Here is a 24,173-nt window from a genome sequence, read left to right on the forward strand (position 1 = left end):
AGGGTGGCGCAATCGGTTCACTCTAACAAAAACGCCCGGAAATCATTGACGTTCGTTCCCGTTGGCCCCGGCACGAATAAATCACCCGCTGAGGAGAAGGCTGACCAGGCATCGTGGCCAGCAAGAAAAGCGCGGGCGTCACCGCCGTTGGCTCGGATGCGGGTTACAGTTTCGGCGTCGCAGAATGCGCCTGCATTGTCCTCGGAACCGTCGATGCCATCCGTATCTGCTGAAAGAGCTGTGATGCCTGAAACGCCTTGCAGGTCCAGCGCTGCCGAGAGCAACAGTTCGGTATTTCGCCCGCCCTTGCCGTAACGGCCGCCGCTGATCGTTACGGTGGTTTCGCCGCCAGAAAGAAGGACCATCGGCTTTGTGAAATCGCTGTTTCCGGCAAACTGCCGAGCAATAGCCGCGTGCATACGGCCAACATCTCTGGCTTCGCCTTCTATGCTGTCGGAGAGGATCAACGGGTGGACGCCGTTGTGTTGAGCCAGCGCTTTTGCAGCCTCCAGCGATACGCGGGCCGAGGCAATAACGTGTACCTCGTTGCCTGCAAATACGGTGTCACCCGGTCTGGGTGCGGCGGCGTTTTTGATGCTTTCGATCATCCGGTCGGGAAGATCGATGCGATAATCCCGGATGACGCGCAATGCTTCTTCGGCATCGCTTTCATCTGGCACAGTCGGGCCGGAGGCGACGAAGGCGGGGTTATCCCCCGGCACATCGGACACCACGAGACTGATCACCCGCGCCGGATGCGCCAGTGCGGCCAGCCTGCCACCCTTGATGCGGGAGAAATGTTTGCGCACCACGTTCATGGCGGAAATCGGCGCGCCAGAGGCCAACAGCGCTTCATTGAGTGCGATTTCATCAGCCAGTCCAAAACCGTCCGGTGGCGCGGGCAACAGGGCCGAGCCGCCGCCGGAAATCAGCGCAATCACCAGATCGTCTGCTGTCAGACCCGTGAGATGATCCATCAGCGCTTGAGCCGCAATAAGCCCTGCCTCGTCCGGTACGGGGTGAGCAGATTGCAGAACTTTCGTGCGCTCACACGCGGCAATTGGCCCGTGCCTCGTCACCACCAGCCCCTCGAACGGGTGTGGCCAGGCGCGCTCGAAAGCTTGCGCCATCTGGCTTGCCGCCTTGCCAGCGCCGATCACGACCGTGCGGCCTTTCGGTGGCTGCGGCAGATGGTGCAGGATAGCCTCATAAGGATCAGCCGCCCTCACCGCCGCGTGAAACAACTGCTCCAGAAACGCGCGTGGATTGGACATCAATTCGGCTCTCCCGTCATGCAATGTGCGCGCAACGCGCTTCTGACTCGTGTCGTTTCCGCCAGGGAATCGAAACACGCCCGTCCCACCATGGCGCGCACCATTCACCAGAGCAAGTCCTTCAACCTTCTCTGCAATTGAACTTCTGCACTCACCTGCGCGTTCGCACCTCAACGAGAGTGAACAGTCTCAAGCGAGGAACACCATGTCCAACACCGACAATCTCGGGCCGGAATATCATCACGACAAAAACAAGAATCGGCTACGTGGACGCAGGTTCGTCTGGTCGCGCCGCAGATCCAAGCCGTGGATGCTGACGTTCATCGTCATTGGCGCGCTGATCGTGGCGGCAAGTTTTGTGGCCGTCAGTTATCTCGTCAACGCGCATCCCGGCAAGCCGGAGCCAAACCCCGGCCTCGAAACGCAGGTAAAGCCTTGAGGTCCGTTACACCAGCAATTGTGCGCCGAACTGCGCTTCATACAGACGGCTATACGGTCCTTTGGAGTTGAGAAGCTCCTGATGATTACCGGTTTCGACAATGCCGCTTTCATCCACCACCACGATGCGGTCGGCATCGCGGATCGTCGCCAAACGGTGCGCGATAACCAGCGTCGTGCGGCCCTTGGCCAGTTCACCGAGAGATTGCTGAATGGCCCGTTCGGTCTCCGTATCCAGCGCCGAAGTCGCCTCGTCCAGAATGAGAATTGGCGGATTTTTGAGGAACATGCGCGCAATCGCCAGACGTTGCTTTTGGCCACCGGAAAGCTTGACGCCCCGTTCTCCAATCACCGTGTCCATACCGTCAGGCATATCCTGAATGACACCATCCAGACGTGCGCGCCGTGCGGCATCCCATATATCTGCATCGTCTGCACCAAGGCGGCCATATTCGATGTTTTCACGAATGGTGCCGCCGAACAGGAACACATCCTGCTGCACAATGCCGATCTGGCCGCGCAACGACGCAAGCGTCATCTTGCGAATGTCGATACCATCGATGCTGATAGAGCCGCCGGTCACTTCATAAAAACGGGGCAATAGCGAGCACAGCGTGGTTTTGCCCGCACCGGACGGGCCAACGAAAGCAACCGTTTCCCCTGCCCTGATCGTCAGGTTGATATTGCTCAGCACCTGCTTGCCATCGCTATAACCGAAGCTCACATCACTATACGAAATCTCACCGCGAAGGGATGACGCCTCGATAGCGTCCGGCGCATCGGCAATATCGGGATCGGTGTCGATCAGTTCCGTAAAGCGACGAAAACCGGCAATGCCCTTGGGGTAGGTTTCGATCACCGAGTTGATCTTCTCGACCGGGCGGAAGAAGACGTTGACCAGCAGCAGAAAACCGATGAACCCGCCATTGGTCAAATCGCCCGTCAGCACGAACCATGCACCGCAGATCATGATAATCATCTGTGTCAGGCGCATACTCATATAGCTCAGCGATGTGCTGGCAGCCATGATCTTGTAAGCGTCGAGCTTCGTGCGGCGATAACGCTGGTTGTCCTTTTCAAACAGCGCCCGCTCATGGTCCTCATTGGCGAAAGCCTGAACCACACGCATACCGCCGACATTCTCTTCAATGCGGGCATTAAACGCCCCGATGCGGCCATACAGCGCACGGAAATTGTTGGTCATGCGGGTGCCGTAACGGCTGGTCACCCATGCGGTGATCGGCACGATCGCAGCTGTTATCAGCGCCAGCGGCACATTGACCGTCAACATCAAAAGAAACGCACCGATGAAGGTCATGATCGCGATGAACAGGTCTTCGGGGCCGTGGTGTGCCACTTCGCCGATTTCCTCAAGGTCCTTGGTCAGTCGTCCCACCAGATGCCCGGTTTTCTGATTGTCGAAGAACCGAAAGGAAAGCTTCTGCAAATGATCGAAGGCCCGGCGTCGCATATCGGTTTCGATGTTGATGCCCAGCATGTGTCCCCAGTAGGTGACGGTCGCCATCAGGCCGGTGTTCAACACATAAATGACGAGAAGACCAATGGATGCCATCACGATGACCGGCCAATCACCGGCGGGCATCAGCACATCAACAAAGGCCTTCACGGCCATTGGAAAGCCAAGTTCCAGCAAGCCGGAAATCACGGCGCAGGAGAAGTCCAGAATGAAAAGACCCTTGTAAGGGCGATAGTACGAAAAGAAACGACGAAGCATGTGATGCGTCCAAACGGCGTGGTTCGCCGCCAAGTTTGTAAAATTCGTCTCCAACTCTCATATTTGTGTAACCACGCCAAGGCACGTTGCGTTATTTTTACCAAAATCGTCCTATATGGTGCGGAAACAATATAAAAACGAAATGCTTGTGGAATATATTGTAGGCTGTTCGTTAAATGATGACAGACTGCAATCTGTTCGGGGAATGCGAAAGAGAAGCTTTTGGGAACCGTTGATAATCATAGAAAAGCTGGTGAGCCGCGTTGGCTCGGCCCTGCAACACATGCGCGAACTGCACTTGTGCCGTCCATTTCCGCGGCCCGTTGGCTTCTGGTTCTGATTGTCGCAGCTGGTATTTACTTCTTTTACGGTTTCCTTGTGCCAGTTCTCGCGGCATTGGTCATCGGTTTTGCCAGTTGGCCGGTCTATCGTGAGCTGCTTCGCCGCGTCGGGGGTAACAATACGGTGGGCGCAACGGTCGCCCTGCTTCTCATCATCGCATTTCTCATCGTGCCGATTGTCATTGCCGCATCCTATACGGCCAGCGAAATGCGCGAATGGTTCGGTTGGGCGGTGGAGGTCAATAAGGTCGGCGCTCCGGTGCCGGATTGGATTGCCGCACTGCCGGGCGTGGGTGCCTGGATGAGTGACCAGTGGGTCCACTACATCGGCACACCCGGTGCCATTGGCGAGGTCATTCAACTCGTCAGCGGCGCAAACATCGGCAATATTTACCGCGCCATCGTGGCCGCAGGTAATGGCGCTTTCCACCTTATTCTGACGCTTCTGTTCATGCTGATCGCCCTGTTTTTCGTGTATCGAAACGGCGTAGCATTCGCTCGCCAGATCGATCTCGTCGGAGAGCGTATTTTGCCGACACGCTGGGAGCGTATTTCCCGGGTCGTTCCAGCCACCATCAGCTCGACCGTAACAGGCATGACACTGATCGCCATCGGCGAAGGCATCATTCTGGGTGTGGCGTACTGGATCGCAGGCGTCCCCTCACCCGTTACATTAGGCGTTCTGACCGGCGTTATGGCGCTCATCCCCGGCGGTGCGCCGCTGTCGTTTACGCTCGTTTCGGTTTATCTCGTCGCCAGCGGTTCGGTGCCGGAAGGTATAGGCTTGTTTGCATGGGGCTCGATCGAACTCTTCATCGTGGACAAGACCATCCGCCCGCGCCTGGTTGGCGGGCCAATCAAGCTGCCGTTCCTGCCCACCTTCTTCGGCCTTGTCGGCGGCGTGAAAACCATGGGTTTCCTCGGCCTGTTCATCGGCCCGGTGCTGATGGCGCTGCTGGTTGCCGTGTGGCGGGAATGGGTGCGCGAAGTGGAGCTTTCAGCCTTGGAAGCAGAAGCACTTGAAAGCAAGGCGACAGAGATCAACGAACCTCCGCCGCTTCGCAAAACCGCCTCTTAGCGGTTAAAGCTTCAATTCCATAAACATGCTCAATGGGTCTGGTCTGTAAGGCGGGAAGGCTTCGATTTCGAGGAACCCGGCCTTACGATACAGGCCAATGGCTTCCGGCTGGCTGATACCTGTTTCCAGCCGAATTGCAGAAATTCCAAGCTGCTGGCCGCGCCCGACAAGAGCCTCCATCATCAGCTTGCCGATTCGCAGACCGCGTGCGTCCGGGTCCACAAACATCCGCTTGATTTCGGCAGTGCCGTCATCCGCCGCCACCAGCGCGCAGCAGCCGACGATTTTACCCTCATGACGGGCCACGAAAAATGAGACATTCGGTTTTTCCAGCGTGGCGATATCCACCATGTGGTTGCTTTCCGCCGGATAAAGCGACGCCATATAGGCATTCGACATGTCCATAAGGCGGAGTATTTCCGGCTGGTGGGGTGGCTCAAGCTTGATTTCGACTGACATGCTGTTCCCGTTTATTTTTCTCTATGTTGATCAGCACGTCGCAATAAGACTGCAATTCGGCTAGATCATCCAAGCTTGTAAGACATTTTTTCCGCCAGAGGCAACAGAGCCAAAATGAGAACAGCGCTTGTTTTAATGACCATCCTCGGCTGCGATGACAGCGCGACCGATTGCCAGCATATCGCAACACTTCAACAGCGCTGGACGAGCATCGAACTGTGCGATGCCGAATCGGAAAAGAAGCTGGGTGATTTTGTGAATGCGTCCTACCCGGTCATCGTCGCGGTGTGCCAGACGCCGGAGACACCGCCCGATCAGACGGCAAAAGCAGATGCCACGACGCAAGACCCAGCCACGCTGTCGCCAGCAACGGAAGCGCAGGTCGAGCAGACGCTGACACAACGCGCCATCAGCCGCGTGCGCAAAATCCTTCCCTCAACGGAAGGCGTAAAAGAAGTGCTCGGCAAGCCGGTGCGTATGGTGGAAGACAGTTATTCGTGGATTGCCAAACGACTCACCAAATGAGCGTTACGCTGCCTCGGCAATGAGATCGGTCGTCATCATTCGCGCGCGCTGGCGCTGTTGCCCGATTTGCAGCTTCTCGATCATATGCAGCAGCTCTTGCGATGTGGCATCCGCCTCAACATGCGCAAACTTCGCAAGCAATCTGGAAGACAAGTATTCAACCTCTCCGACATAATGGGCATCGGCAGTTTGGCGCCAGAGCAATGTCGCTTCCATAAATATGTCCAAGATCACACCGAACAGACCGGTGGATTGGAACAGCGCCTTCATGGCGTGGTGTCTGCCCGTTGCGAGAATGGAGCGCACCCGAAGGTCATCGAGGCCAGAAAGATTGGAGATTGCCGCCGCAAAGAAATCCAGCTTGCCGGAGCACAAAGCGTTCATCAGGAAAGCAGGTGTCAGATCACCCTTGATCCGCAGATGCTCCACCAGAACCGGCAAATCATTGCCACCCACATCACCAGCGATCAGAACCGTTGCCGCTTCCGATGCGCTGCGAATAACGCGGCCCGCACGGGCTGGCGTCATCGCGTAACACACCAGATCAGACGCAGCCAATGCCGCACCAATATGCCCGACGATTGCGTAGCGCACGTCAGCGGGCAAATCGTCACGCCGCAGCAGAAGATCACGAATCTCCGCGTCATCCGCATGGCGTTCTGCAATGCGGCGCAACGTGAACGGCGTGATGCAGGCGCTGCGGTTCTCCAGAAGAACGGAAAGCTCAAGAACATCGCTGATTTCGGCAATAGCGGCACATGCGCCCGCTTCCAGAAACGGGCGAGCCGCAATCATCGACCGCGTGATGGCCGTGCCATTGCCAGCCAGATCCACCAGATCGGTGTCGCGCAGCACCGGCGAATGAATGATGACAAGGCAGGCGATTTCTGGCTGATCTTCGGCCAGAGAGAAAATGATGGACCGCGGCGCATCCTCAGAAAATGCCAGGGATTCGGCCAGCGCACGACGCACCTTGGGCGACGGATCATCCAGCAAATAGGTCATCGCGTCATAGGCGCTATCATGCCGATCTTGCGGCAAGGACGATTGCAGATAGGCGTGAGCCAGCGCGGTTGCTGCCTTGGATCGATCACCCGATCCAGCCTTTTCCGACCAACGAAGAAATGCTTGTACGATCACCCTGCGCCCCACCAACAGACTATGCCGACTGTTTTCAGCAGGATCGATTCGCACCCGAATCTCTGACCCTGCCATCCAACGCCGACACTAGGAGCAAAAGGTTTACGTTTGGTTCACCATAAAAATTAACCGCTCAGACGTGCCTGAACTCAACGCGAACCCGGTCGCGAAAGTTCAAAAACATCTGTCCCGCCATCACAATAATCTCGATACCCCATGCGCGCCACCGGACGTGCAAGCGCCATATCGATACGGCCATTTGCAACAACCGTCTCATCGATGTGAATACCGACGACCTGCCCGAACACGACCCAGGAATCAGTCTCAACGCCTGCAACATCGATAGGGCGAATGATCTGCGTTACCCGGCATTCCAGTGCAGCAAAAGCCTCTCCCACATAGGGCGCATCAACCAGTTGTCCGAATGTTGCGGTCAGCCCGGCAACCTCGAATTCGTTGACCTCGTATGGCACCGCTGCGGAGGATGCGTTCATCTGGTCTACCAGGTTTCGGCTGACCAGACTGGCTGTAAACACGCCGCTTTCCTGAACGTTGCGCAAGCTGTCCTTCTGGCCGCTGGATGAAAACATCACCAGTTTGGGATGATCCGAGATGGCGTTGAAAAAGGAATAGGGCGAGAGATTGAGAGACCCATCCCTGCCCTTCGAGCCAATCCAGCCAATCGGACGCGGCGCCACGATGGCTTTGAATGGATCATGGGCCAAGCCGTGCGCGTTGGTGTCAGTGGCGTAAAACATCACACCTCGCCAACCCATGTCACCACGTCAGCCAATTCCGGGCGCGGGCGCTCGACGGCGGGGAACGTAGTGGAGCCGATGTAAATGAAACCGGCAATCTTTTCGCCAGACTTCACGCCCAGCTCCGACCAGATATTTTCATCGAATGAAACCCACTCCGTCAGCCAGTTGGCGGCGTATCCGTGCGCGTTCGTAGCGATCAGCATGTTCAGGCACACGGCGCCTGCCGACATCACCTGTTCCCATTCGGGAACTTTAAAATGCGGCGCTGCCGTGCTGACCACCGCGATCACCACGGGTGCGCGTGTAAAACGGGTGCGTTCCACGTCCTGCTGGTCGGCGCCAAGGTCCGGCGTCTTTTCCAGCGCCCGCTTCAACGCCGCCTCGCCCAGACGCTTGCGCTCTTCACCGCGATAGACGATGAAACGCCACGGTGCGAGCTTGCCGTGGTCCGGCACACGCACGGTCAGGCGCAAAATTTCTTCCAGCTCGGCTTTGTCCGGTCCCGGTTCCGTCAGCTGCAATGCCGGTGTTGACCGACGAACATTAAGATAATCGAGCAGTTTAATATCGTCTTTCATGTCCAAACCGTTCCATTCTCATACATGTGAAATTATGGGCCTTGAAATAGCCACCGCATTGCGTTTGAAGTGGTCCCAGAAAATCAAGAAGTCAATCGGTAACAGAAATGGCGTCCATCAAAATCGCGGCAAGCCTTTGCGTAGCGCTCGTTTCGACCGTAGTTTCGCACGGCGAAGCCCTGTCTCAAGATGCGTTCAAGGAATTCAAACAGCTTGGCGGCACGCCGAAAATGCCCAAGCTGAATGCTTTCACAGCTCCGTCTGCCCCGGATGTGCAGACCTCGACCTCCCGCGATATCATCATGGAAGCCAAGCTGACCAATGAAGGGCAGCCGATGATGGAAGGGCTGGCGTGGCGCGTGTTCAGCCCCATTCCCGGCCCTGACGGCAAGCTTCCCATGCTGGCAAGCTCCGACGGTGGCTCGGCAGAGTTTCACCTCGCCCCAGGCGATTATTTCGTCAACGTCTCCTTTGGACGCGCCGGCGTCACCAAGAAACTCAACATACCGACAAGCGGCAAGATTGATAAACAGGTTCTGATTCTGGATGCCGGCGGCTTCGTGCTGAACGCCATTACGGGAACCGACAAACGTATTTCTCCAAACCAGCTCAAATTCTCGGTCTACTCCTCAGACACGCAAGAAGACGGCGAACGCCGCCTCGTGACGTCGGACGTCAAACCCAACACCATCATCCGGCTCAACGCGGGCACCTATCACGTCGTGTCGGAATATGGCGGCATCAACGCCGTGGTTCGCGCCGATATTCAGGTGGAGGCGGGCAAGCTGACGGAAGCAACGCTTCAGCACCATGCAGCCCAGATCACCCTGAAACTGGTGTCCGAACATGGCGGCGAAGCGATTGCCGATACGGCATGGTCTGTCCTGACCGGTTCCGGCGATATCGTCAACGAAAGCGTCAGCGCATTTTCCACCATGGTGCTGGCAGACGGCGAATACACCGCCATCGCCCGCAACAAGGACAAGGTCTACCAACGCAATTTCAAAATTACAGCAGGTCAGGATTCGGACGTTGAAGTCCTGATGAAAGACCAAGCCCCGGAAGACGTGACGAGCGATTTTGAATAGTTTTTTTGAGATATAACCATCAAAATAAAAACGGCACCCGAGGGTGCCGTTTTATTTTCAGCTTACGCAGCTTTCGCTTTTGCGGCCTTGGCGGCGCGCTTGCGTTTCACGTCTGGCGGCGTTGCTTCGTCCACGAGGTTGGCGATGGCCTCATCCAGCGTATATGAGGTCTGCGCCTGGGAGCCGAGGCGGCGGATGTTGACCGTGCGCTCTTCGGCTTCCTTTTTACCGCAAACGATAATGACCGGAACTTTCGTGACCGAGTGTTCGCGGACCTTGTAGTTGATCTTCTCGTTGCGGAAATCGGTTTCGACCGACAGACCGGCATCGCGCAGAGCTTCTGCAACTTCGCGACCATAATCGTCCGCATCAGACGTAATCGTGGCAACCACGACCTGCTGCGGTGCGAACCACAATGGCATATGGCCGGCGAAGTTCTCGATGAGAATGCCGAGGAAGCGTTCCATCGAGCCGCAGATGGCGCGGTGGATCATCACCGGCTGGCGCTTTTCGGAGGCCTGATCGATGTAGAAGGCACCGAAGCGTTCCGGCAGGTTGAAGTCCACCTGCGTGGTGCCGCACTGCCATTCACGACCGATGGCGTCTTTCAGGGTGTATTCGAACTTCGGACCGTAGAAGGCACCCTCACCCGGCAAAATGTCGGTATTGATGCGGCCACCGGATTGTTCTTCGATGGATTTGAGAACATCTGTCATGACGCTTTCGGCGCGATCCCAAACATCGTCGGAGCCGACACGCTTTTCAGGGCGTGTGGAGAGCTTCACGACGATTTCCTCAAAGCCGAAGTCCTTGTAAACCGACAGGATAAGATCGTTGATGCGCAGGCATTCCGCTGCCATCTGCTCTTCGGTGCAGAAGACGTGCGCGTCGTCCTGCGTGAAGCCGCGAACGCGCATCAGTCCGTGCAGAGCGCCGGAAGCCTCATAACGGTGAACCGTGCCGAATTCGGCCAGACGCACCGGCAATTCGCGGTAGGATTTCAGGCCGTGCTTGAAGATTTGAACGTGGCCGGGGCAGTTCATCGGCTTCAAGGCAAAAACGCGGTTATCCGCTTCCTTGTCTTCCGGGTGCGTGAAGGCATAGGCCGACTTCACGGCAAACATGTTTTCCTGATACCAGCCCCAGTGACCCGAGGTTTCCCACAGCGAGGAATCCAGCACCTGCGGCGCGTTGACCTCCTGATAGGTGCCTTCGAGATTGCGGCGCATATAGGCAGTCAAAGTCTGGAACATGCGCCAGCCCTTGCCGTGCCAGAACACCACGCCCGGACCTTCTTCCTGAAAATGGAACAGGTCCATTTCGCGGCCAAGGCGGCGGTGGTCACGCTTTTCGGCTTCGGCCAGAATATGCAGATACTGATCCAGCTCTTCCTGCGTGGCCCATGCGGTGCCGTAAATGCGTGTCAGCATCGGATTGTTGCTATCGCCGCGCCAATAGGCACCGGCAACCTTCATCAGCTTGAAAGCCGTGCCGATCTGCCCGGTGTTGGCCATGTGCGGGCCACGGCACAGGTCAAACCAGTCGCCCTGATAATAAATCTTGAGATCCTGTCCCGCAGGAATGGCATCGATCAACTCGATCTTGTAGTTCTCGCCCTTGGCGGAAAAAACTTCCTTGGCCTTTTCACGGGACCAGATTTCGCGCGTAAACGGCTTGGACCGACCGATGATTTCTTTCATCTTCTTTTCGATCTTCGGCAGATCTTCCGGTGTGAAGGGCTCGTTCTTGGCGAAATCGTAGTAAAAACCGTTTTCGATGACTGGGCCGATCGTCACCTGCGTGCCAGGCCACAATTCCTGAACGGCTTCGGCCATCACATGCGCAGCGTCGTGACGGATCAGCTCAAGCGCGCGCTTGTCATCACGGGTGACGATTTCGATCTTGCCATCGACAATAGTGTCGGAAAGGTCGCGCACAGTGCCATCCAGCGCAATCGCGACGGCTTTCTTTGCAAGCGACTTGGAAATGGATTCGGCAACATCGCGTCCGGTCGTGCCGGGGGCATACTGGCGAATTGAGCCATCGGGAAATGTTAGGGAAACGGCGTCTGACATTATAATTCTCCTGTCCAGTCCCGCCAACGAATGCGGGTGGTTTTCTAAAAGACGACAAGCAAACGTTGCTTATCGAGGCGGGTATTTAACGCTGTTCGATTGATGGGTAAAGGCGGTTTGCTTAACTTGAATGAGGCGTGCGAAAATACCGCCAGGGCAAATACCATTTTTGCGTGGGGGCCAGTGTTTCCAAGACCGGATCAAGCCCGCTGGTGCCGCCGGGGCCGCAGCGTGCGACGCGAGACAGCGTCATCCAACCACCGGCCCAAAAGCCATGGCGGGCGATGGCCTCATACCCATATTCGGAACAGGTGGGAATATGGCGGCAGGAATTGCCGATGAAGCCGGAAAACGCGAGCTGGTAAAAGCGAATCAAGCCCATGCCGAGAAGACGGCCCGGTGTTTTGGAGAATGCTCCGGACCAGTTGCGGGAACGGGATTTGGAAACTCCGCCATCATGCTGGCAGCCCGGTTGACCACACATGGCTCAGGCCGGAAGAGGCTGTTTTGCCTCGATCTGGTCAAGACAGTCGCAAATCGCATCGAATGTCAAAAGCGTTGAGGCGTGGCGTGCCTTGTAATCTTTCACAGGCTTCAGAACGCGCATGTCCTCAAAGCGGCCTGTTGGCCCCTCGCCTCCGCTCGTCAGCATCTCCACCATGTCCTGCCGGGCCTGACGGATTTCCACACTGGTCGCACCGACAACATTGCGGGCCATGATCGAAGACGATGCCTGACCGAGTGCGCAGGCGCGCACCTCGTGGGAGAAATCGGTCACCACACCATCTTGCAGCTTTATGTAGACCTTGACCTTTGAACCGCACAGCTTGGAGTGTTTTTGCGACGTCGCATCCGCATCCGGCATGGCACCGGTCAACGGAATATTGCCTGCGAATTCCAGAATGCGGTTGTTATAGATATCGTCCATGTGGCTCATCCATTCGCGCAGGATTGTTTTTTCAAACACTGCGTCACCCGTGGCAAGGCTTTTCTGCCACCTGTTCATATTATATGTTATGAGACACTAACGTCATCAAGGTGTTGCCATTTTAATCCTTCAATCACCGAAAAAACGATGACAGTCTTGCCAAATTGCCTCAAAACAACCAGATAGCAGGTTCGGCATTTCAGTAATCAAGCCGTAACCTATATTCAGGTGCGGCCTTGAACCGTACCGGGAGACAAAAGATGGATGCAATCGTGAAGAATTTCCCCGGTGCAGGCGCACAAAACGGCGTGACCGATGTACGCCCGACGCAGGCTGAAGCTGAAGACGCTGTGCGCGTTCTGCTGCGCTGGGCGGGTGACAACCCTAACCGTGAAGGCCTGCTCGACACGCCCAAGCGCGTTGCCAAGTCCTATCGTGAACTGTTCGGCGGTTATGAACTGAACGCACACGACGTTTTGGGCACGACATTCGAGGAGGTCGGCGGTTACGACGACATCATCCTCGTGCGTGACATTCCCTTCTATTCGCATTGCGAACACCACATGGTGCCGATCGTCGGCAAGGCGCATGTCGCTTATCTGCCCGCCGGTCGCGTGCTTGGCCTCTCCAAGATTGCCCGCGTTGTGGAAATTTACGGTCGTCGCCTGCAAACACAGGAAACGATGACGGCGCAGATTGCTCAAGCCATCGAATCAACACTCAAGCCTCGCGGCGTGGCCGTGATGATCGATGCCGAGCATATGTGCATGTCCATGCGTGGCGTGCAGAAGCAAGGCTCCACCACGCTGACCACAAGCTTCACCGGCGCGTTCAAATCAGAACCTGCCGAGCAGGCACGCTTCATGACCATGGTATATAACCGCTAAGGTCTATCGCGGTTTTCTGATCGAGGTTCCCCATGTCTTCGACATTTCCTCCCGCGCCAGCGGACAAGGAAGAGCTTGAGTCCGCCGGTCTGTTCGCGCCGAAATTCGACGCGAACGGTTTGGTGACTGCCGTGGTGACCGATGTGAAAGACGGCGAGTTGCTGATGGTGGCGCATATGAATGCGCAAGCCCTGGCACTGACGCTGGAAACCGGCATCGCCCACTACTACAGCCGCTCCCGCGATAAAATCTGGAAAAAGGGTGAAACCTCTGGCAATCTCCAGACCGTACAGGAGTTTCGCACGGATTGCGATCAGGACGCCGTGTGGCTGAAAGTGTCCGTCGCGGGCCATGATGCGACCTGCCACACCGGGCGTCGCTCGTGTTTTTACCGCACCGTTACTTTGCAAGGTGGCACTCTGCAAGATGGCACCGCGGTGACGACGATTACCGATGATACACGTCACTTTGACCCTGCAACCACCTACGCAGCGCCTTCCACTAACCCAAAAGGCTGATCTTTTCCGTTTCTCTCCGTTTTGTTACGAATTAGGAAGGATCGGACGGTAGAGTAAAACTTGAGGGATTTACTTGGGAGTGTGCTGAATGATGGGTTGGAGAGTAAACCGCGATAATCCGACTGTAACAGCTTTGGATAATGTTGTGCAGGACACGCCATCACCCATGCCAAAACTTCCCCCTAACCGCATTGCGCTGGCGCTTGGCGGCGGTGCTGCACGCGGCTGGGCACATATTGGCGTTCTGCGCGCACTGGACGAAGCCGGCGTCAAAATCGGAATGATTGCGGGCACATCCATCGGCGCACTTGTGGGCGGATGTTACCTTGCCGGCAAGCTGGACGAGCTGGAGGAATTCGCCCGGTCGTTGACCATGCGCCGCATTGCGGGCCTGCTGGATTTGACCATCGGCGGCGGCGGGCTTTTCGGCGGAATGCGGCTGACGAAGCGTATGCAGGAACATCTCGTCGGCCTTAATATCGAAGACCTCGAACACCCTTTCATTGCGGTTGCGACCGAACTTAAAACCGGCCATGAGGTGTGGGTCAATCAGGGCGATCTCATCACCGCACTTCGCTCATCCTACGCCCTGCCCGGCATTTTCGAACCCGTGCGCTGCAACGGCAGAACCTTGATCGACGGCGCGCTGGTCAATCCCGTGCCGGTTTCCGTCTGCCGCGCTTACGAACAGGCATTGGTGGTGGCAGTGAACCTTAACTATGACATTTTCGGTCGTGCTGCCGTGGTCAAGCATGGCGCCGGTGCGGGTAGCCCCGAACCTGCTGGCAAATCCACGACAGAACCGTCATCCCGTATGGGACTGCCGGGTGTCATGGTGCAGGCCTTCAACATCATCCAGGACAGAATTTCCCGCTCCCGGCTTGCGGGCGACCCACCGGATTTGACCCTGCACCCGCGCATCAACAGCATCGGGCTGTCGGAATTTCATCGTGCCGCAGAATCAATCGAGCGCGGTTATGAAGAAACGCGCTCGAGAATACCGGAACTGCAACGTATGCAGCAGGTGTTTCAAAGCTGAGTATCAACCGGCAATATAAGCCTTGATGTGTTCGGCCTCAGCCTCGATCTCGCCGATTCGGGCCTTCACCACGTCACCGATTGAGATAATGCCAACCAGACGGCCATTGGCCTCGACCGGCAGGTGGCGGAAGCGGCCGCCGGTCATGATTTCCATCAGGTCGTCAGTGCTCGACCCCTCATGACAGCGCGTGACGTTCTTCGTCATGGCCGCAGAGACTTTCACTTGCAAGGCGCGGGAAGAATGCGCTGCGACGGCTTTGACAAGATCGCGCTCCGTAAAGATGCCGAGAATGACGCCCGTATCGTCGGTCACCACGACAGCACCGATCCGGTTCTCATGCAGGGTGATGGCTGCATCTCCCAGCGACATATCAGGCCCGACCGTCACGACATCACGGCCTTTGAGGTCGAGAAGTTCTTTCACAAATATCGGCATGTTTACCTCCTGTCACACTGGCTCCAAGACCGCACAGGGTGTCTCCTCCACACAGGCGGTCAAATCACAGCCACGATGGTGCGCTAGCGGCTGGGGGAAAGCAATATCTTTCCGCCCGCTCAGAAACTTCAATCGATTGGGTCGGTTCGGTCTTGCTGTCGGATGGCGAATATCGGCCGATCAAACAGGCCAAAGAACAAAAAGCCGAGCAAAAAGCCAAAAATATGCGCGTCCCACGCCACTTCGCCGCCCACGTCACCGACCAGTGGAATACCGAAAGCGATCAACAGATTTCCGAGCAGCCACATCAGCGTGAAGATGAGAACCGTGCGGTTGGAGAGCGACTGGAGGATGCTCTGCCGTGGCAAAAGGTGCCCAATTGCCGGGTGATACCCTCCACCCCGCGCCGGAAACACAAACCGGCATGCAGCACCCATCAGTGCGGACACAACGCCAGAGGCACCGATCAGCACGGTCGCATCACCCCAGTGCAGACATGCATGGCCAAAGGCGGCAACAGCCGCCGAGATGACCCAGAGCAAAGTGAAACGCAGCGTACCGATTCGACGCAGAACAGGCGCACCGAAAGCCATCAGCCAAAGGCCATTAAACAGAATGTGTTCGATGCCGCCGTGCAGAAACGAGTAGGTCACGGGTGTCCAAAACAGTTCCAGACCCTGCTGGGACAATGGCAGCGCGTATCGCAACGGGATGAAGCCGAACGTGAAAACGAACCATCCATTGCCGTCTTCAGACAACAGATAGGTCGACACAATATGCACAGCGATGAGGAATGCGAGGATCACCACAAGCGCCGTAGGAAGGTTGAAAACCGGGGTTTTCTGCGGAGCCTCCTGTTGCGGAATCTCGTTGGCCTCAGGTAATCCGCTTTCGCTTTGCGTCATCTGTCATGCACCCTTCTTAGCGCCGTCCGCACTCTGTTCACCGAGCAATATAGGAACCGTGCGGGAAAAAGAAGCACCTACCCTGAATGCGTGAGGTGGAAGCCCGGCCCGAGCCAATCTCTTCCGTGGCATGAAAATCGCATGACACTCCTTAATACCGCAGATGATGTGTGCAGTCGTATCGAAATGACACAGCTGCATTGCGGGTTCGGAGACCAAGTCATGAAGACCAGCGCAAGCACGGATATTTACGCCTATTGGAACGCATTAAGGGGAAGTCGCTCCGCGCCGTTTCGCAATGAAATCGACCCGTCGAGCATTCGACACCTGCTGCCGGACCTTTTCGTTCTGACAGACGCCGAAGAGCAGTCGCCTATTTTTCGGCTGACAGGAACACGGCTGTATAATCTGTTCGGTAAGGAGCTGCGGGGCAAGGCTTTCTCGACGCTGTGGAACGAAGACGCCGCCGTCGATGCCTGTCGCATTGCCGCTGGCGTCATGCAGCATGAGTTGCCTGTTCAGTTCGATATCCACGCGCAAAGCGAATATGGCGAGAGTGCGCGCGAGTTCGAGATGCTGCTTTTGCCGTTGAAAGCCGAAGATCATTTCCCCGCACGGCTTCTCGGCGCCTTGATTTCCGATCCGCCCATGGATGATTTCGGGCAGGCGTTCAAACCGCTGATGCTGGTGCGCAGCAGGCTGCTGGACACCCAATGGTCGCAAGAGGAGGAGCAACTATCGGATGAGGATAGTGCCGGACTGCCAATACGTTCCGATGTGAGAAATTATGCCCGTCGTCATAGTATATTACGGAACGGTCTGTTAACTCGACGACTGTAAATAGGAAAGTCACCCTTACTTTTTTTGCAGTTCAGCCAATGTTTTCATCGCGTTCAACAACTGTCGCTTTTGCCGCACGTCCTGTGGAGACAAATCCTGTCGATGTCGTGTCGGTTGGTTTGTCGGGTCGCTTGATGCTGCCCAGCCAGGATGAGTTCGATTGCGCCGCCAATGAAATGACGGCAGAATCCGCACGCATCACATGTTTCGCACGCCCCAGAAATGGCGACCGCATCATTGCCTATCTCCAGCACCTTGGCCGCGTTGAAGGCACCGTTCGAGCTCTGACCTCTGACGGGTTCACCATCGCGATCATGGCGACGGAACGGAAGCGTGAAAAACTGGCTGCGCAACTGGCCTGGATTGCCAAGCGTCAAGCCTTGGGCCTCCCGGAAGACCGCCGCCACGACCGTCTGAGCCCGCGCAACCCGCGCGCCGATCTGATGCTGAACGACGGCAATGTTGCATCCTGCCGCATCATCGACCTTTCACTGTCAGGCGCTGCCGTGGAAATCGATATTCGTCCACCACTCGGCAGCAATGTACGCCTTGGCAACATGGGTGGCCGAATCGTGCGTCACTTCATGGAAGGCGTGGCGATTGAATTCGACTCCGTTCAATCCCGCGACGCCCTGATCGAATTCCTTTAAGTCTTTCGAGCACGTCACGAACAACCGGCAACGCGATGCGTTCGCCGGTTTTTTTGTGCCTGTATGTCTGTCCGGCTTGCGACTTTTACACAGTTTTCGCCCAGAAAAGCCGTCTGAAACCTGTCCCGTCTTGAGACAACAAAGAAATTTCAGAAAAATCGTCGAAAAATTTGAGCAAAAAACACGATTCAAAAACAATCTAAGGTAGATATTTACACCTATTGATTGAGGTTGAGGGCAACAAACAGTCTCTCCTCTGGAGACAGTATAGTCAAAGAATAGTTTAAACGGAGCTCATTCCGAGAAAAGCCCCATCGCGCATTAACCCAACACGCCGACAGAACACATCAAAACAATGACTTAATGCAGTATTTGAGCCGAAACCATAACCGGAAAGCTAAAATTCTAATCAAATTTTCCTCAAATACAGATCAAAACAAAATCAAATAAAGCGTTGTTTTTCATAAATTTAAGCTCGAATTTGAGTGCCGTTATTTGCGGCCAGTCAAAATATAGCTGGCATTGTCATCCTCACAACGGGGAGACAAGAAATGAAAAAAATCAGCCGTTTCGGTTTTGTAGTTGCAGCAATCATCGCCGGTGCTTTCGCGGGGCAAGCAGAAGCATCGCCAGCCGCCGCAATGCGTATCATGGGCAAAGCCAATCCACCGATTGGCCATTATGAATTCTGCCAGACCTACCAGAGCGAATGCCAGCCGACATCTGCGGATAAAGGCCCGCTGAAGCTGACGGAAGAAAGCTGGAAAATGATGTTGGACGTGAACTACTCGGTCAACACCACAATCACGCCAATGACCGACATGGAAATCTACGGCGTTGAAGAGCGCTGGGCCTACCCCACAACAGTTGGCGATTGCGAAGATTACGTGCTTCTGAAGCGCAAGATGCTGATGAACAAGGGCATCTCTCCATCCGATCTGCTGATAACGGTTGTTCTTCAGCCAAATGGTTCAGGACACGCTGTTCTGACCGTGCGCACCGATCGCGGTGATTTCATTCTGGATAATCTGCGCAACAAGGTCTTGGACTGGTCTGAAACCGAATACACCTACCTGAAGCGCCAAGACGCCAGCAATCCTGGCCGTTGGGTCAAAATTCAGGATGGCCGTGCCGTCAACGCAGTGGCCGGCATCAAATAATCATCAAGGGTTGGAGGTTCGTCCCCCGCCTTCGCCTCAAGAGCTTAATGGCACGGTCAGTCTACCCCGTCTTGACCGTGTCAAAAGCCGGTTCCGTTGCCCCCGGAACCGGCTTTCCTTTTGTTAAAGCAATCCCAGCTCAGCCAGTTCGCGGCGAAGATCAGACGGCATATCATCCGAAAGACCTGCGCCGCCCAGATCACGCGGCGCTTCTTCGTCTTTCAGATAACGCCAGCCCTGAAACGGCCTTTTCGGTGCAGGGGAGGTTTCAATAACTTCCGGCCCGAGCACCAGATCGCAACGGGAAATTCCGTCCTCGCCCTTGAAAGAGCGAACGTCGAGAATCTTCTGGCGCGCCTGCACCTGCCCCTTGATAACCCAGTAGAGCGAGCCGCCTTCCAGCAGCTCGTCATTTCGTTTGGGGAACATGCGCGTGGTGTGCACGCTGTGCGGTTCCAGCCCCGCCGCAATGGCGAGCAGGGAACGTTGGGAAACCCACTCACGCAAATCATCGATGGAATCTGCGCCAACACAAAGCTTGATAAGATTTAGAGCCATGGCGCTATCAAGGCCGTTTTGGCTCGCTCGTCAAGCGCCGATAAGTTGAGCTATTCAGCACTCCACCACATTCACGGCAAGACCGCCAGTGGAGGTTTCCTTGTACTTGTCGCTCATGTCCACGCCAGTCTGGCGCATGGTCTCGATACAGGCGTCCAGCGGCACGAAATGCTCTCCATCACCCTTGAGCGCCAGAGACGCCGCAGTGACAGCTTTTACCGCACCAAGGGCATTCCGCTCGATACATGGCACCTGAACAAGACCGGCAATCGGGTCGCAGGTCATACCGAGATGATGTTCGAGCGCGATTTCGGCAGCATTCTCCACCTGTGCAGGCGAGCCACCCATAACGGCAGCAAGACCGGCAGCAGCCATGGCCGCAGCAGACCCCACCTCGCCCTGACAGCCCACCTCCGCGCCAGAGATCGAAGCATTGTGCTTGATGATGCCGCCGATGGCCGCAGCCGTCAGCAGAAAATCGCGCACATCATCAACCGTCGCATCCTCATGGAAGTGCCGGAAATAACGAACCGTTGCGGGCACCACGCCCGCAGCACCGTTGGTGGGTGCCGTCACGACACGACCGCCCGCCGCGTTCTCCTCATTCACGGCCATGGCGTAAACGCTCAGCCAGTCATTTGCCAGAACCGGGTTGAGACGATTGCTGCGCCACTCTGCATTCAGCTTGTCATGAATGGAGCGGGCGCGGCGTTTGACCTTCAACCCGCCGGGCATGATGCCTTCGCCTTTCAGGCCACGGTCGATACAGCCACTCATCGCGTCCCATATCTGGTCCAGACGCTCATCCAGCGATTGGCGTGTCATGACCGTTTCTTCGTTCGCCCGCTTCATCTGCGCAATCGTGCGGCCTGAGCGCGCCGCCATTTCCAGCATCTCTTTGGCGGAGGCGAAGGGATAGGGAACCTTTGGGCCATTATCGACAGTCTTGCCGCGCTGGCGCATCGCTTCCAGTTCGGTGTCCGTCACGACGAAGCCGCCGCCGACCGAATAATAGATGCGCTTGAGCAGCATACGGCCCTGATTGTCATAGGCCGAAAATGTCATGCCGTTGGCATGGCCGGGCAACGGGTTTTTCTTATCGAAGACCAAATCTTCCGCGGGGCGGAAGACATAAGACGGATGGCCGGGCGGTGAAACGTGGCCCGTTGCCTCAACGGTGGCAATGAGGCCGTCCATCGCATCGGGGTCGACCAGGTCCGGGCGCTCACCCGTCAAACCCAGCACGACAGCGCGGCCAGAACCGTGGCCGATGCCGGTGAAGGCGAGTGAGCCGTGCAGACTGACCTTGATGGCAGACACGGCAGCGCCGGCAGGCCGTGGCCAATCGCCTGACAGTATCGTTTCGAGAAAACGGTTCGCCGCGGACATGGGGCCCATGGTGTGCGAACTGGACGGTCCGATACCGATCTTAAAGACGTCGAAGACCGAAAGAAACATGTGTGCCCTGCCCTATGTATAGACGTATTGCATCAGTCTATCCGAACCGCACCGATGCGGCCATATCAAATATGGGCATGAAATGCACCGACTGCGACATACCAAGCATGTCGTTATCGCAAACGAAAACAGCACGGTCTCTTGGGAAACCGTGCTGCCATATCTGAAATTTTTAAGAGAGATTTTTACGGGCTGCCAAAAACGTACGTCAATGCGAGAAAAGCGGCAAAGCCTGCGAGAGCGCGTAATGTTACAGCCCAGCAGGATTTCTGTGCAGTTTCTTCCATGATTACTCCAGCGTGTTACTCTCCGGGCCGCAATCTTCGGCAGGCCCAGTGGGTGAACCATTTATTAAAAACTTGTGACAAAGGCAAATGCTAAAAGAGGCTAAAGCAAGGCAAAATTGACCATCTGCCATTCACTCCACGCATAGGTATAATAAAAAACAAAGACTTAGTTGGCCATTTCGATACACGGCTTTCCCTGGGCGTGTCTCATTTTAGACCAAAGTGTAAACATCGCATGAATTTGTTCACCATGACGAGGCAGGCACTGTATAAAACGGTTTAAAAATAACCTTTTGCACTGAACAGGTGCGGACCATATTGAACACCCTGTCCATCTGGACTATCCGGGCAAAACAAATCCAAATAGCGGTGACATATCATGCAGGCGACCCCGTCTTCTTTCCCGGACCGTGATACGGTCGCATCGAAAATCGCAGCATTGAATGCTGAAGATCAGTCTTGGCTGAAATTGCTGCTGGAAAACGTGCAGCAGGAAGAAAACCTGCTACAAGGCCTGAGCCTGTTTCTGGATCAGCAATCCCAAGCGCGGTTCCTGAACAGCCTGAAGCTGGAAAAATGCGGTGAATGGTTTGGTGAGAACGCGCCAGCCCGTTTGCAAATCCGCCTTCACGAAGTTTCGAAAAGCAGCCAACATGCCGCGTTTACGGCGTTTCGCGCTGGCTTGACGAAATCTGGTGGGCTGGAAAAGGCTTACCCCAAGGCGCCGGTTTAATCCGGCACCGTATCCACTACAGCGATGATCGGTCCCATCGGGTGCCATGAATCCCGGCGTTTCGCGTCGGGAATATCCACGCTGGAAATACTGCCATCGAGATAAAGCGCGTTTGGCGTATGCAGCTTGTCACGGAACAGCGTGGCAAAATCATAAAAGCGAACCGGGTTTTCCGAGATCGCAAAATGCACCATGCCATCGTCCGAAACGCCAACACCGTTGCGGGTGTTCAGACTGTCGCTTTCGGGCAGAAAACGCGGATGCAGTTCAGTATTGATGACCAGCATCGGGCCTGACTGCGTGGCAAAATCCGGCTTGAGATTGGCGTTGAGATAGGCGCTGGTTTCCAGCACGCCCGCCTTCTGGCCTTGCATGAAAAACACGCCATTGGGCTGCATATGGAAATTACCCCACCCGCCGCCGGTGCTGATGGGCGTCTTTTCGACACCGTTTTCGATGTAGAGACCGACGGGCGAAAGATCGCGGTGATACATGCCGCCATTCATCGCGAAGATGACAAAGCTGTGCTGCCGCCACAGGCCAGACGAGAGCGAGTCGAACGAGCCGTAAGGTTTTCCCGCGATGGTGTCCCAATGATAAAGCCTAATATCGCTTTTCTTCGGATCGAAACTGCAAACGGTATAGCGACCGCCCATATGCTCCAGCGCCTGACAATAACTCGGAAGCTCCGCCGCATTTGCGGTGGTGGAGAACAGAAACGGCAGTAGATATCGTATGAACTTTCTCATCATGTCCCTTGGCGCGTGTCCAGAATCATCATTTCCCGTTGCAGCGACGATAGGTGATGAGAGGACGGCGAGACTATGGCTTTTGGGCGCAGCCTTAAAACGATGGCGCTGAACATCTCGTGATGAAAACAAAAAAGCTGGCGAGATTATCGCCAGCTTTTTCAAGTCGTCACTATGCCATCGAAGTGGAGATTATTAACGCGCTGCGCGCTCCACACTTCTTCCAGCAGCCTGTGTGCCATCAACAGTGCCTGCCACATCCTTGCCGACGCCGCGGATCGTGTTACCGCAAGAGCTCAGCGAAACGAGAGCGATGAGAACGGCGGCAGTGGTTGCGAAGAAACGTGTGGTCATGCGTGTAAACTCCCCTAATGTCTGCGCAAATGGTGCAGACGATGATCTGAATTGCGCGCTGAAAACGCAGGAAAGAACAACCGGTTCCGCACAGCAGCAAAAATAAATCCAAACCGATTAGAAGACGTGACATTGAGAGGAATATTGGCACATCAGACCCATGGCTTACTGCTATAGGCGACGCCTACTCCTCCCTCATTTCTGTGACAAGCACAGGAATGAGGAGAGAGCCTTTTGGTTAAGCGGCCTGCGCCATATCCCGAAAAGCATTGCGAATGCTGTCGGCGACGGCTTGAACCGGACGAGAGGGCTTGTCCACGGTGATGAGCCGAATATCGAAACAGCCAAGCTCTGGCAGCCCTTCTCTGTCACCCAGAATGACCATGTCGTTTTGCACGTAGGAACGCGGCAATGGAGCAATCGCGAGATCCGCTTCAATTGCTGCCTTTTGCGCCATGGTATGACCGCTGAGATAGGCCACGCGAAAACGGCGGTTTTGTTTTTGGAGGGACTCGATGGCCTCTGAACGCCAGATGCAGCCGTCCTCCCAGATGGAAATCGGCAATGGATCACGCAGATGCGCCGTGCCGCACTTCGCACCCGCCCACACCAACCGCTCACGCATCAAGACTTCACCGGTGTTGCGCAGCGGCAGAGCGGCGCAGTTGACGAGTGCAAGGTCCAGCCGTTGCTCATCCATGCGCTTGTAAAGCTGCGAACTGGAATCGATTGTCACATCCACCATGATGGCCGGGAAAGCATCGGCGAAACGCTTCAAGATGCCAGGCAGCAAACCGCGTTCACCAATGTCTTCCGGCGCGCCAAGGCGCACCACGCCGGTCAGTTCCGGCATGACGAAGCGCGACACGGCTTCGTTTGACAACGCAATCATCCGCCGCGCATAGGTCAGCAGCGTTTCGCCATGTGCCGTCAGTGTCACCGACCGCGCATCACGAAGGAACAGCGTCGTCTTCAACTGCTCTTCCAGCTTTTTGATCTGCATGGAAACAGCGGACGGCGTTCGGAAAACCACTTCTGCGGCCGTGGAAAAATTGCCCGTTTCAGCGATCGCGACAAAGGTTCGCAGAATGTCGTTATCCAACAGGGGCAGCGGCTGGCGAAAGGAAACTGTCATGGCACAAGCCTTCAATTTTTTTGAATGATACATCGATATCAT

Annotated in this window: 27 protein-coding genes; 11 read left to right on the forward strand and 16 right to left on the reverse strand. The window is 55.9% G+C overall.

Annotated features, from left to right (window positions below; translation table 11 throughout):
* Positions 1-17 precede the first annotated feature (17 nt).
* Positions 18-1,277 carry a glycerate kinase type-2 family protein gene (locus RMR16_RS06370; RefSeq protein ID WP_320201631.1) on the reverse strand — a complete coding sequence of 420 codons (1,260 nt, stop codon included), beginning with the start codon at positions 1,275-1,277 and terminating at the stop codon, positions 18-20.
* A gap of 202 nt (positions 1,278-1,479) precedes the next feature.
* On the opposite strand from RMR16_RS06370, the gene RMR16_RS06375 reads away from it, so the two are divergent.
* The gene (locus RMR16_RS06375) at positions 1,480-1,713 is read left to right on the forward strand and encodes a hypothetical protein (RefSeq protein ID WP_320201630.1); all 234 of its coding nucleotides are present in this window, start codon (positions 1,480-1,482) and stop codon (positions 1,711-1,713) included.
* A 6-nt stretch (positions 1,714-1,719) separates the two neighbouring features.
* On the opposite strand, the gene RMR16_RS06380 is transcribed toward RMR16_RS06375, so the two are convergent.
* Positions 1,720-3,447: an ABC transporter ATP-binding protein gene (locus tag RMR16_RS06380; RefSeq protein ID WP_320201629.1), complete on the reverse strand. Its 1,728-nt coding sequence runs from the start codon at positions 3,445-3,447 to the stop codon at positions 1,720-1,722.
* A gap of 222 nt (positions 3,448-3,669) precedes the next feature.
* Here RMR16_RS06380 and RMR16_RS06385 point away from each other — a divergent pair, with 222 nt between their 5' ends.
* Positions 3,670-4,866: an AI-2E family transporter gene (locus tag RMR16_RS06385; protein WP_320201628.1), complete on the forward strand. Its 1,197-nt coding sequence runs from the start codon at positions 3,670-3,672 to the stop codon at positions 4,864-4,866.
* 3 nt (positions 4,867-4,869) lie between these two features.
* Here the strand turns inward: RMR16_RS06385 and RMR16_RS06390 are convergent, their stop codons facing one another.
* Positions 4,870-5,325 carry a GNAT family N-acetyltransferase gene (locus tag RMR16_RS06390; RefSeq protein ID WP_320201627.1) on the reverse strand — a complete coding sequence of 152 codons (456 nt, stop codon included), beginning with the start codon at positions 5,323-5,325 and terminating at the stop codon, positions 4,870-4,872.
* A gap of 114 nt (positions 5,326-5,439) precedes the next feature.
* Between RMR16_RS06390 and RMR16_RS06395 the strand changes: the two genes are divergently transcribed.
* Positions 5,440-5,850, forward strand: a complete 411-nt coding sequence (locus RMR16_RS06395) for a hypothetical protein (RefSeq protein ID WP_320201626.1) — start codon at positions 5,440-5,442, stop codon at positions 5,848-5,850.
* 3 nt (positions 5,851-5,853) lie between these two features.
* Here RMR16_RS06395 and RMR16_RS06400 read toward each other — a convergent pair whose 3' ends face one another.
* The 3 genes from RMR16_RS06400 to RMR16_RS06410 all read right to left on the reverse strand — a co-directional run bounded on the left by RMR16_RS06400 (position 5,854) and on the right by RMR16_RS06410 (position 8,329).
* Entirely contained in the window at positions 5,854-7,005 is a 1,152-nt protein-coding gene (locus RMR16_RS06400; protein ID WP_320201653.1) for a DUF2336 domain-containing protein, read from the reverse strand.
* Between the two features lie 134 nt (positions 7,006-7,139).
* A complete protein-coding gene (locus tag RMR16_RS06405) occupies positions 7,140-7,748 on the reverse strand; it encodes a flavin reductase family protein (RefSeq protein ID WP_320201625.1) in 609 nt (202 codons plus the stop codon).
* Positions 7,748-8,329, reverse strand: coding sequence for a nitroreductase family protein (locus RMR16_RS06410; protein ID WP_320201624.1), 582 nt, complete (start codon positions 8,327-8,329; stop codon positions 7,748-7,750). Before RMR16_RS06410 ends, RMR16_RS06405 begins: the two co-directional genes overlap by 1 nt.
* A 107-nt stretch (positions 8,330-8,436) precedes the next feature.
* Between RMR16_RS06410 and RMR16_RS06415 the strand changes: the two genes are divergently transcribed.
* Positions 8,437-9,417, forward strand: coding sequence for a hypothetical protein (locus RMR16_RS06415; RefSeq protein WP_320201623.1), 981 nt, complete (start codon positions 8,437-8,439; stop codon positions 9,415-9,417).
* 62 nt (positions 9,418-9,479) lie between these two features.
* Here the strand turns inward: RMR16_RS06415 and thrS are convergent, their stop codons facing one another.
* The 3 genes from thrS to RMR16_RS06430 all read right to left on the reverse strand — a co-directional run bounded on the left by thrS (position 9,480) and on the right by RMR16_RS06430 (position 12,420).
* Positions 9,480-11,492, reverse strand: a complete 2,013-nt coding sequence (gene thrS / locus RMR16_RS06420) for a threonine--tRNA ligase (protein ID WP_320201622.1) — start codon at positions 11,490-11,492, stop codon at positions 9,480-9,482.
* A 121-nt stretch (positions 11,493-11,613) separates the two neighbouring features.
* Positions 11,614-11,976 (reverse strand): membrane protein insertion efficiency factor YidD, encoded by a 363-nt coding sequence (gene yidD, locus RMR16_RS06425; RefSeq protein ID WP_320201621.1) that lies wholly within the window; start codon positions 11,974-11,976, stop codon positions 11,614-11,616.
* A gap of 3 nt (positions 11,977-11,979) precedes the next feature.
* Positions 11,980-12,420 carry an iron-sulfur cluster assembly scaffold protein gene (locus RMR16_RS06430; protein ID WP_320201652.1) on the reverse strand — a complete coding sequence of 147 codons (441 nt, stop codon included), beginning with the start codon at positions 12,418-12,420 and terminating at the stop codon, positions 11,980-11,982.
* Positions 12,421-12,680: 260 nt separating this feature from the next.
* On the opposite strand from RMR16_RS06430, the gene folE reads away from it, so the two are divergent.
* The 3 genes from folE (at position 12,681) to RMR16_RS06445 (ending at position 14,864) form a co-directional block, all read left to right on the forward strand.
* Positions 12,681-13,307: a GTP cyclohydrolase I FolE gene (gene folE / locus RMR16_RS06435; RefSeq protein ID WP_320201620.1), complete on the forward strand. Its 627-nt coding sequence runs from the start codon at positions 12,681-12,683 to the stop codon at positions 13,305-13,307.
* A 32-nt stretch (positions 13,308-13,339) separates the two neighbouring features.
* Entirely contained in the window at positions 13,340-13,825 is a 486-nt protein-coding gene (hisI, locus tag RMR16_RS06440) for a phosphoribosyl-AMP cyclohydrolase (protein WP_320201619.1), read from the forward strand.
* An 88-nt stretch (positions 13,826-13,913) separates the two neighbouring features.
* Entirely contained in the window at positions 13,914-14,864 is a 951-nt protein-coding gene (locus RMR16_RS06445; RefSeq protein ID WP_320201618.1) for a patatin-like phospholipase family protein, read from the forward strand.
* A gap of 3 nt (positions 14,865-14,867) precedes the next feature.
* Here RMR16_RS06445 and RMR16_RS06450 read toward each other — a convergent pair whose 3' ends face one another.
* Complete coding sequence (locus RMR16_RS06450; protein WP_320201617.1) at positions 14,868-15,302, reverse strand: CBS domain-containing protein; 435 nt, start codon at positions 15,300-15,302, stop codon at positions 14,868-14,870.
* 128 nt (positions 15,303-15,430) lie between these two features.
* Complete coding sequence (locus RMR16_RS06455; protein WP_320201616.1) at positions 15,431-16,207, reverse strand: rhomboid family intramembrane serine protease; 777 nt, start codon at positions 16,205-16,207, stop codon at positions 15,431-15,433.
* 222 nt (positions 16,208-16,429) lie between these two features.
* Here RMR16_RS06455 and RMR16_RS06460 point away from each other — a divergent pair, with 222 nt between their 5' ends.
* The 3 genes from RMR16_RS06460 to RMR16_RS06470 all read left to right on the forward strand — a co-directional run bounded on the left by RMR16_RS06460 (position 16,430) and on the right by RMR16_RS06470 (position 18,857).
* Complete coding sequence (locus RMR16_RS06460; protein ID WP_320201615.1) at positions 16,430-17,047, forward strand: PAS domain-containing protein; 618 nt, start codon at positions 16,430-16,432, stop codon at positions 17,045-17,047.
* A gap of 38 nt (positions 17,048-17,085) precedes the next feature.
* Entirely contained in the window at positions 17,086-17,697 is a 612-nt protein-coding gene (locus RMR16_RS06465) for a PilZ domain-containing protein (protein WP_320201614.1), read from the forward strand.
* Between the two features lie 551 nt (positions 17,698-18,248).
* Complete coding sequence (locus RMR16_RS06470) at positions 18,249-18,857, forward strand: transglutaminase-like cysteine peptidase (protein ID WP_320201613.1); 609 nt, start codon at positions 18,249-18,251, stop codon at positions 18,855-18,857.
* Between the two features lie 123 nt (positions 18,858-18,980).
* Here RMR16_RS06470 and RMR16_RS06475 read toward each other — a convergent pair whose 3' ends face one another.
* Together RMR16_RS06475 and RMR16_RS06480 are read right to left on the reverse strand one after the other, a co-directional pair.
* On the reverse strand, positions 18,981-19,415 hold the full coding sequence (locus tag RMR16_RS06475; protein WP_320201612.1) for a DUF1489 family protein: 435 nt from the start codon (positions 19,413-19,415) through the stop codon (positions 18,981-18,983).
* 54 nt (positions 19,416-19,469) lie between these two features.
* The gene (locus RMR16_RS06480) at positions 19,470-20,873 is read right to left on the reverse strand and encodes an L-serine ammonia-lyase (protein WP_320201611.1); all 1,404 of its coding nucleotides are present in this window, start codon (positions 20,871-20,873) and stop codon (positions 19,470-19,472) included.
* Positions 20,874-21,539: 666 nt separating this feature from the next.
* On the opposite strand from RMR16_RS06480, the gene RMR16_RS06485 reads away from it, so the two are divergent.
* Positions 21,540-21,893 (forward strand): hypothetical protein, encoded by a 354-nt coding sequence (locus RMR16_RS06485; RefSeq protein ID WP_320201610.1) that lies wholly within the window; start codon positions 21,540-21,542, stop codon positions 21,891-21,893.
* Here the strand turns inward: RMR16_RS06485 and RMR16_RS06490 are convergent.
* The 3 genes from RMR16_RS06490 to RMR16_RS06500 all read right to left on the reverse strand — a co-directional run bounded on the left by RMR16_RS06490 (position 21,890) and on the right by RMR16_RS06500 (position 24,173).
* Entirely contained in the window at positions 21,890-22,642 is a 753-nt protein-coding gene (locus tag RMR16_RS06490) for a phosphodiester glycosidase family protein (protein WP_413786042.1), read from the reverse strand. The two genes, RMR16_RS06485 and RMR16_RS06490, sit on opposite strands and share 4 nt — an antisense overlap.
* A 195-nt stretch (positions 22,643-22,837) precedes the next feature.
* Positions 22,838-22,996, reverse strand: a complete 159-nt coding sequence (locus RMR16_RS06495) for an entericidin (RefSeq protein WP_320201608.1) — start codon at positions 22,994-22,996, stop codon at positions 22,838-22,840.
* Between the two features lie 238 nt (positions 22,997-23,234).
* Entirely contained in the window at positions 23,235-24,173 is a 939-nt protein-coding gene (locus RMR16_RS06500; protein WP_320201607.1) for a LysR family transcriptional regulator, read from the reverse strand.

This window comes from Agrobacterium sp. rho-13.3 (assembly GCF_033957765.2).
Classification (GTDB): Bacteria; Pseudomonadota; Alphaproteobacteria; order Rhizobiales; family Rhizobiaceae; genus Agrobacterium.

Bases quoted from the DNA above. Each gene is read 5' to 3' on its own strand.
- RMR16_RS06375 (WP_320201630.1), top strand. From the start codon at position 1,480: ATGTCCAACACCGACAATCTCGGGCCGGAATATCATCACGACAAAAAC.
- RMR16_RS06380 (WP_320201629.1), bottom strand. From the start codon at position 3,447: ATGCTTCGTCGTTTCTTTTCGTACTATCGCCCTTACAAGGGTCTTTTC.
- RMR16_RS06390 (WP_320201627.1), bottom strand. From the start codon at position 5,325: ATGTCAGTCGAAATCAAGCTTGAGCCACCCCACCAGCCGGAAATACTC.
- RMR16_RS06395 (WP_320201626.1), top strand. From the start codon at position 5,440: ATGAGAACAGCGCTTGTTTTAATGACCATCCTCGGCTGCGATGACAGC.
- RMR16_RS06405 (WP_320201625.1), bottom strand. From the start codon at position 7,748: ATGTTTTACGCCACTGACACCAACGCGCACGGCTTGGCCCATGATCCA.
- RMR16_RS06410 (WP_320201624.1), bottom strand. From the start codon at position 8,329: ATGAAAGACGATATTAAACTGCTCGATTATCTTAATGTTCGTCGGTCA.
- RMR16_RS06415 (WP_320201623.1), top strand. From the start codon at position 8,437: ATGGCGTCCATCAAAATCGCGGCAAGCCTTTGCGTAGCGCTCGTTTCG.
- thrS (WP_320201622.1), bottom strand. From the start codon at position 11,492: ATGTCAGACGCCGTTTCCCTAACATTTCCCGATGGCTCAATTCGCCAG.
- yidD (WP_320201621.1), bottom strand. From the start codon at position 11,976: ATGTGTGGTCAACCGGGCTGCCAGCATGATGGCGGAGTTTCCAAATCC.
- RMR16_RS06430 (WP_320201652.1), bottom strand. From the start codon at position 12,420: ATGGACGATATCTATAACAACCGCATTCTGGAATTCGCAGGCAATATT.
- folE (WP_320201620.1), top strand. From the start codon at position 12,681: ATGGATGCAATCGTGAAGAATTTCCCCGGTGCAGGCGCACAAAACGGC.
- hisI (WP_320201619.1), top strand. From the start codon at position 13,340: ATGTCTTCGACATTTCCTCCCGCGCCAGCGGACAAGGAAGAGCTTGAG.
- RMR16_RS06445 (WP_320201618.1), top strand. From the start codon at position 13,914: ATGATGGGTTGGAGAGTAAACCGCGATAATCCGACTGTAACAGCTTTG.
- RMR16_RS06450 (WP_320201617.1), bottom strand. From the start codon at position 15,302: ATGCCGATATTTGTGAAAGAACTTCTCGACCTCAAAGGCCGTGATGTC.
- RMR16_RS06455 (WP_320201616.1), bottom strand. From the start codon at position 16,207: ATGACGCAAAGCGAAAGCGGATTACCTGAGGCCAACGAGATTCCGCAA.
- RMR16_RS06460 (WP_320201615.1), top strand. From the start codon at position 16,430: ATGAAGACCAGCGCAAGCACGGATATTTACGCCTATTGGAACGCATTA.
- RMR16_RS06465 (WP_320201614.1), top strand. From the start codon at position 17,086: ATGTTTTCATCGCGTTCAACAACTGTCGCTTTTGCCGCACGTCCTGTG.
- RMR16_RS06470 (WP_320201613.1), top strand. From the start codon at position 18,249: ATGAAAAAAATCAGCCGTTTCGGTTTTGTAGTTGCAGCAATCATCGCC.
- RMR16_RS06475 (WP_320201612.1), bottom strand. From the start codon at position 19,415: ATGGCTCTAAATCTTATCAAGCTTTGTGTTGGCGCAGATTCCATCGAT.
- RMR16_RS06480 (WP_320201611.1), bottom strand. From the start codon at position 20,873: ATGTTTCTTTCGGTCTTCGACGTCTTTAAGATCGGTATCGGACCGTCC.
- RMR16_RS06485 (WP_320201610.1), top strand. From the start codon at position 21,540: ATGCAGGCGACCCCGTCTTCTTTCCCGGACCGTGATACGGTCGCATCG.
- RMR16_RS06490 (WP_413786042.1), bottom strand. From the start codon at position 22,642: ATGAGAAAGTTCATACGATATCTACTGCCGTTTCTGTTCTCCACCACC.
- RMR16_RS06495 (WP_320201608.1), bottom strand. From the start codon at position 22,996: ATGACCACACGTTTCTTCGCAACCACTGCCGCCGTTCTCATCGCTCTC.
- RMR16_RS06500 (WP_320201607.1), bottom strand. From the start codon at position 24,173: ATGATATCGATGTATCATTCAAAAAAATTGAAGGCTTGTGCCATGACA.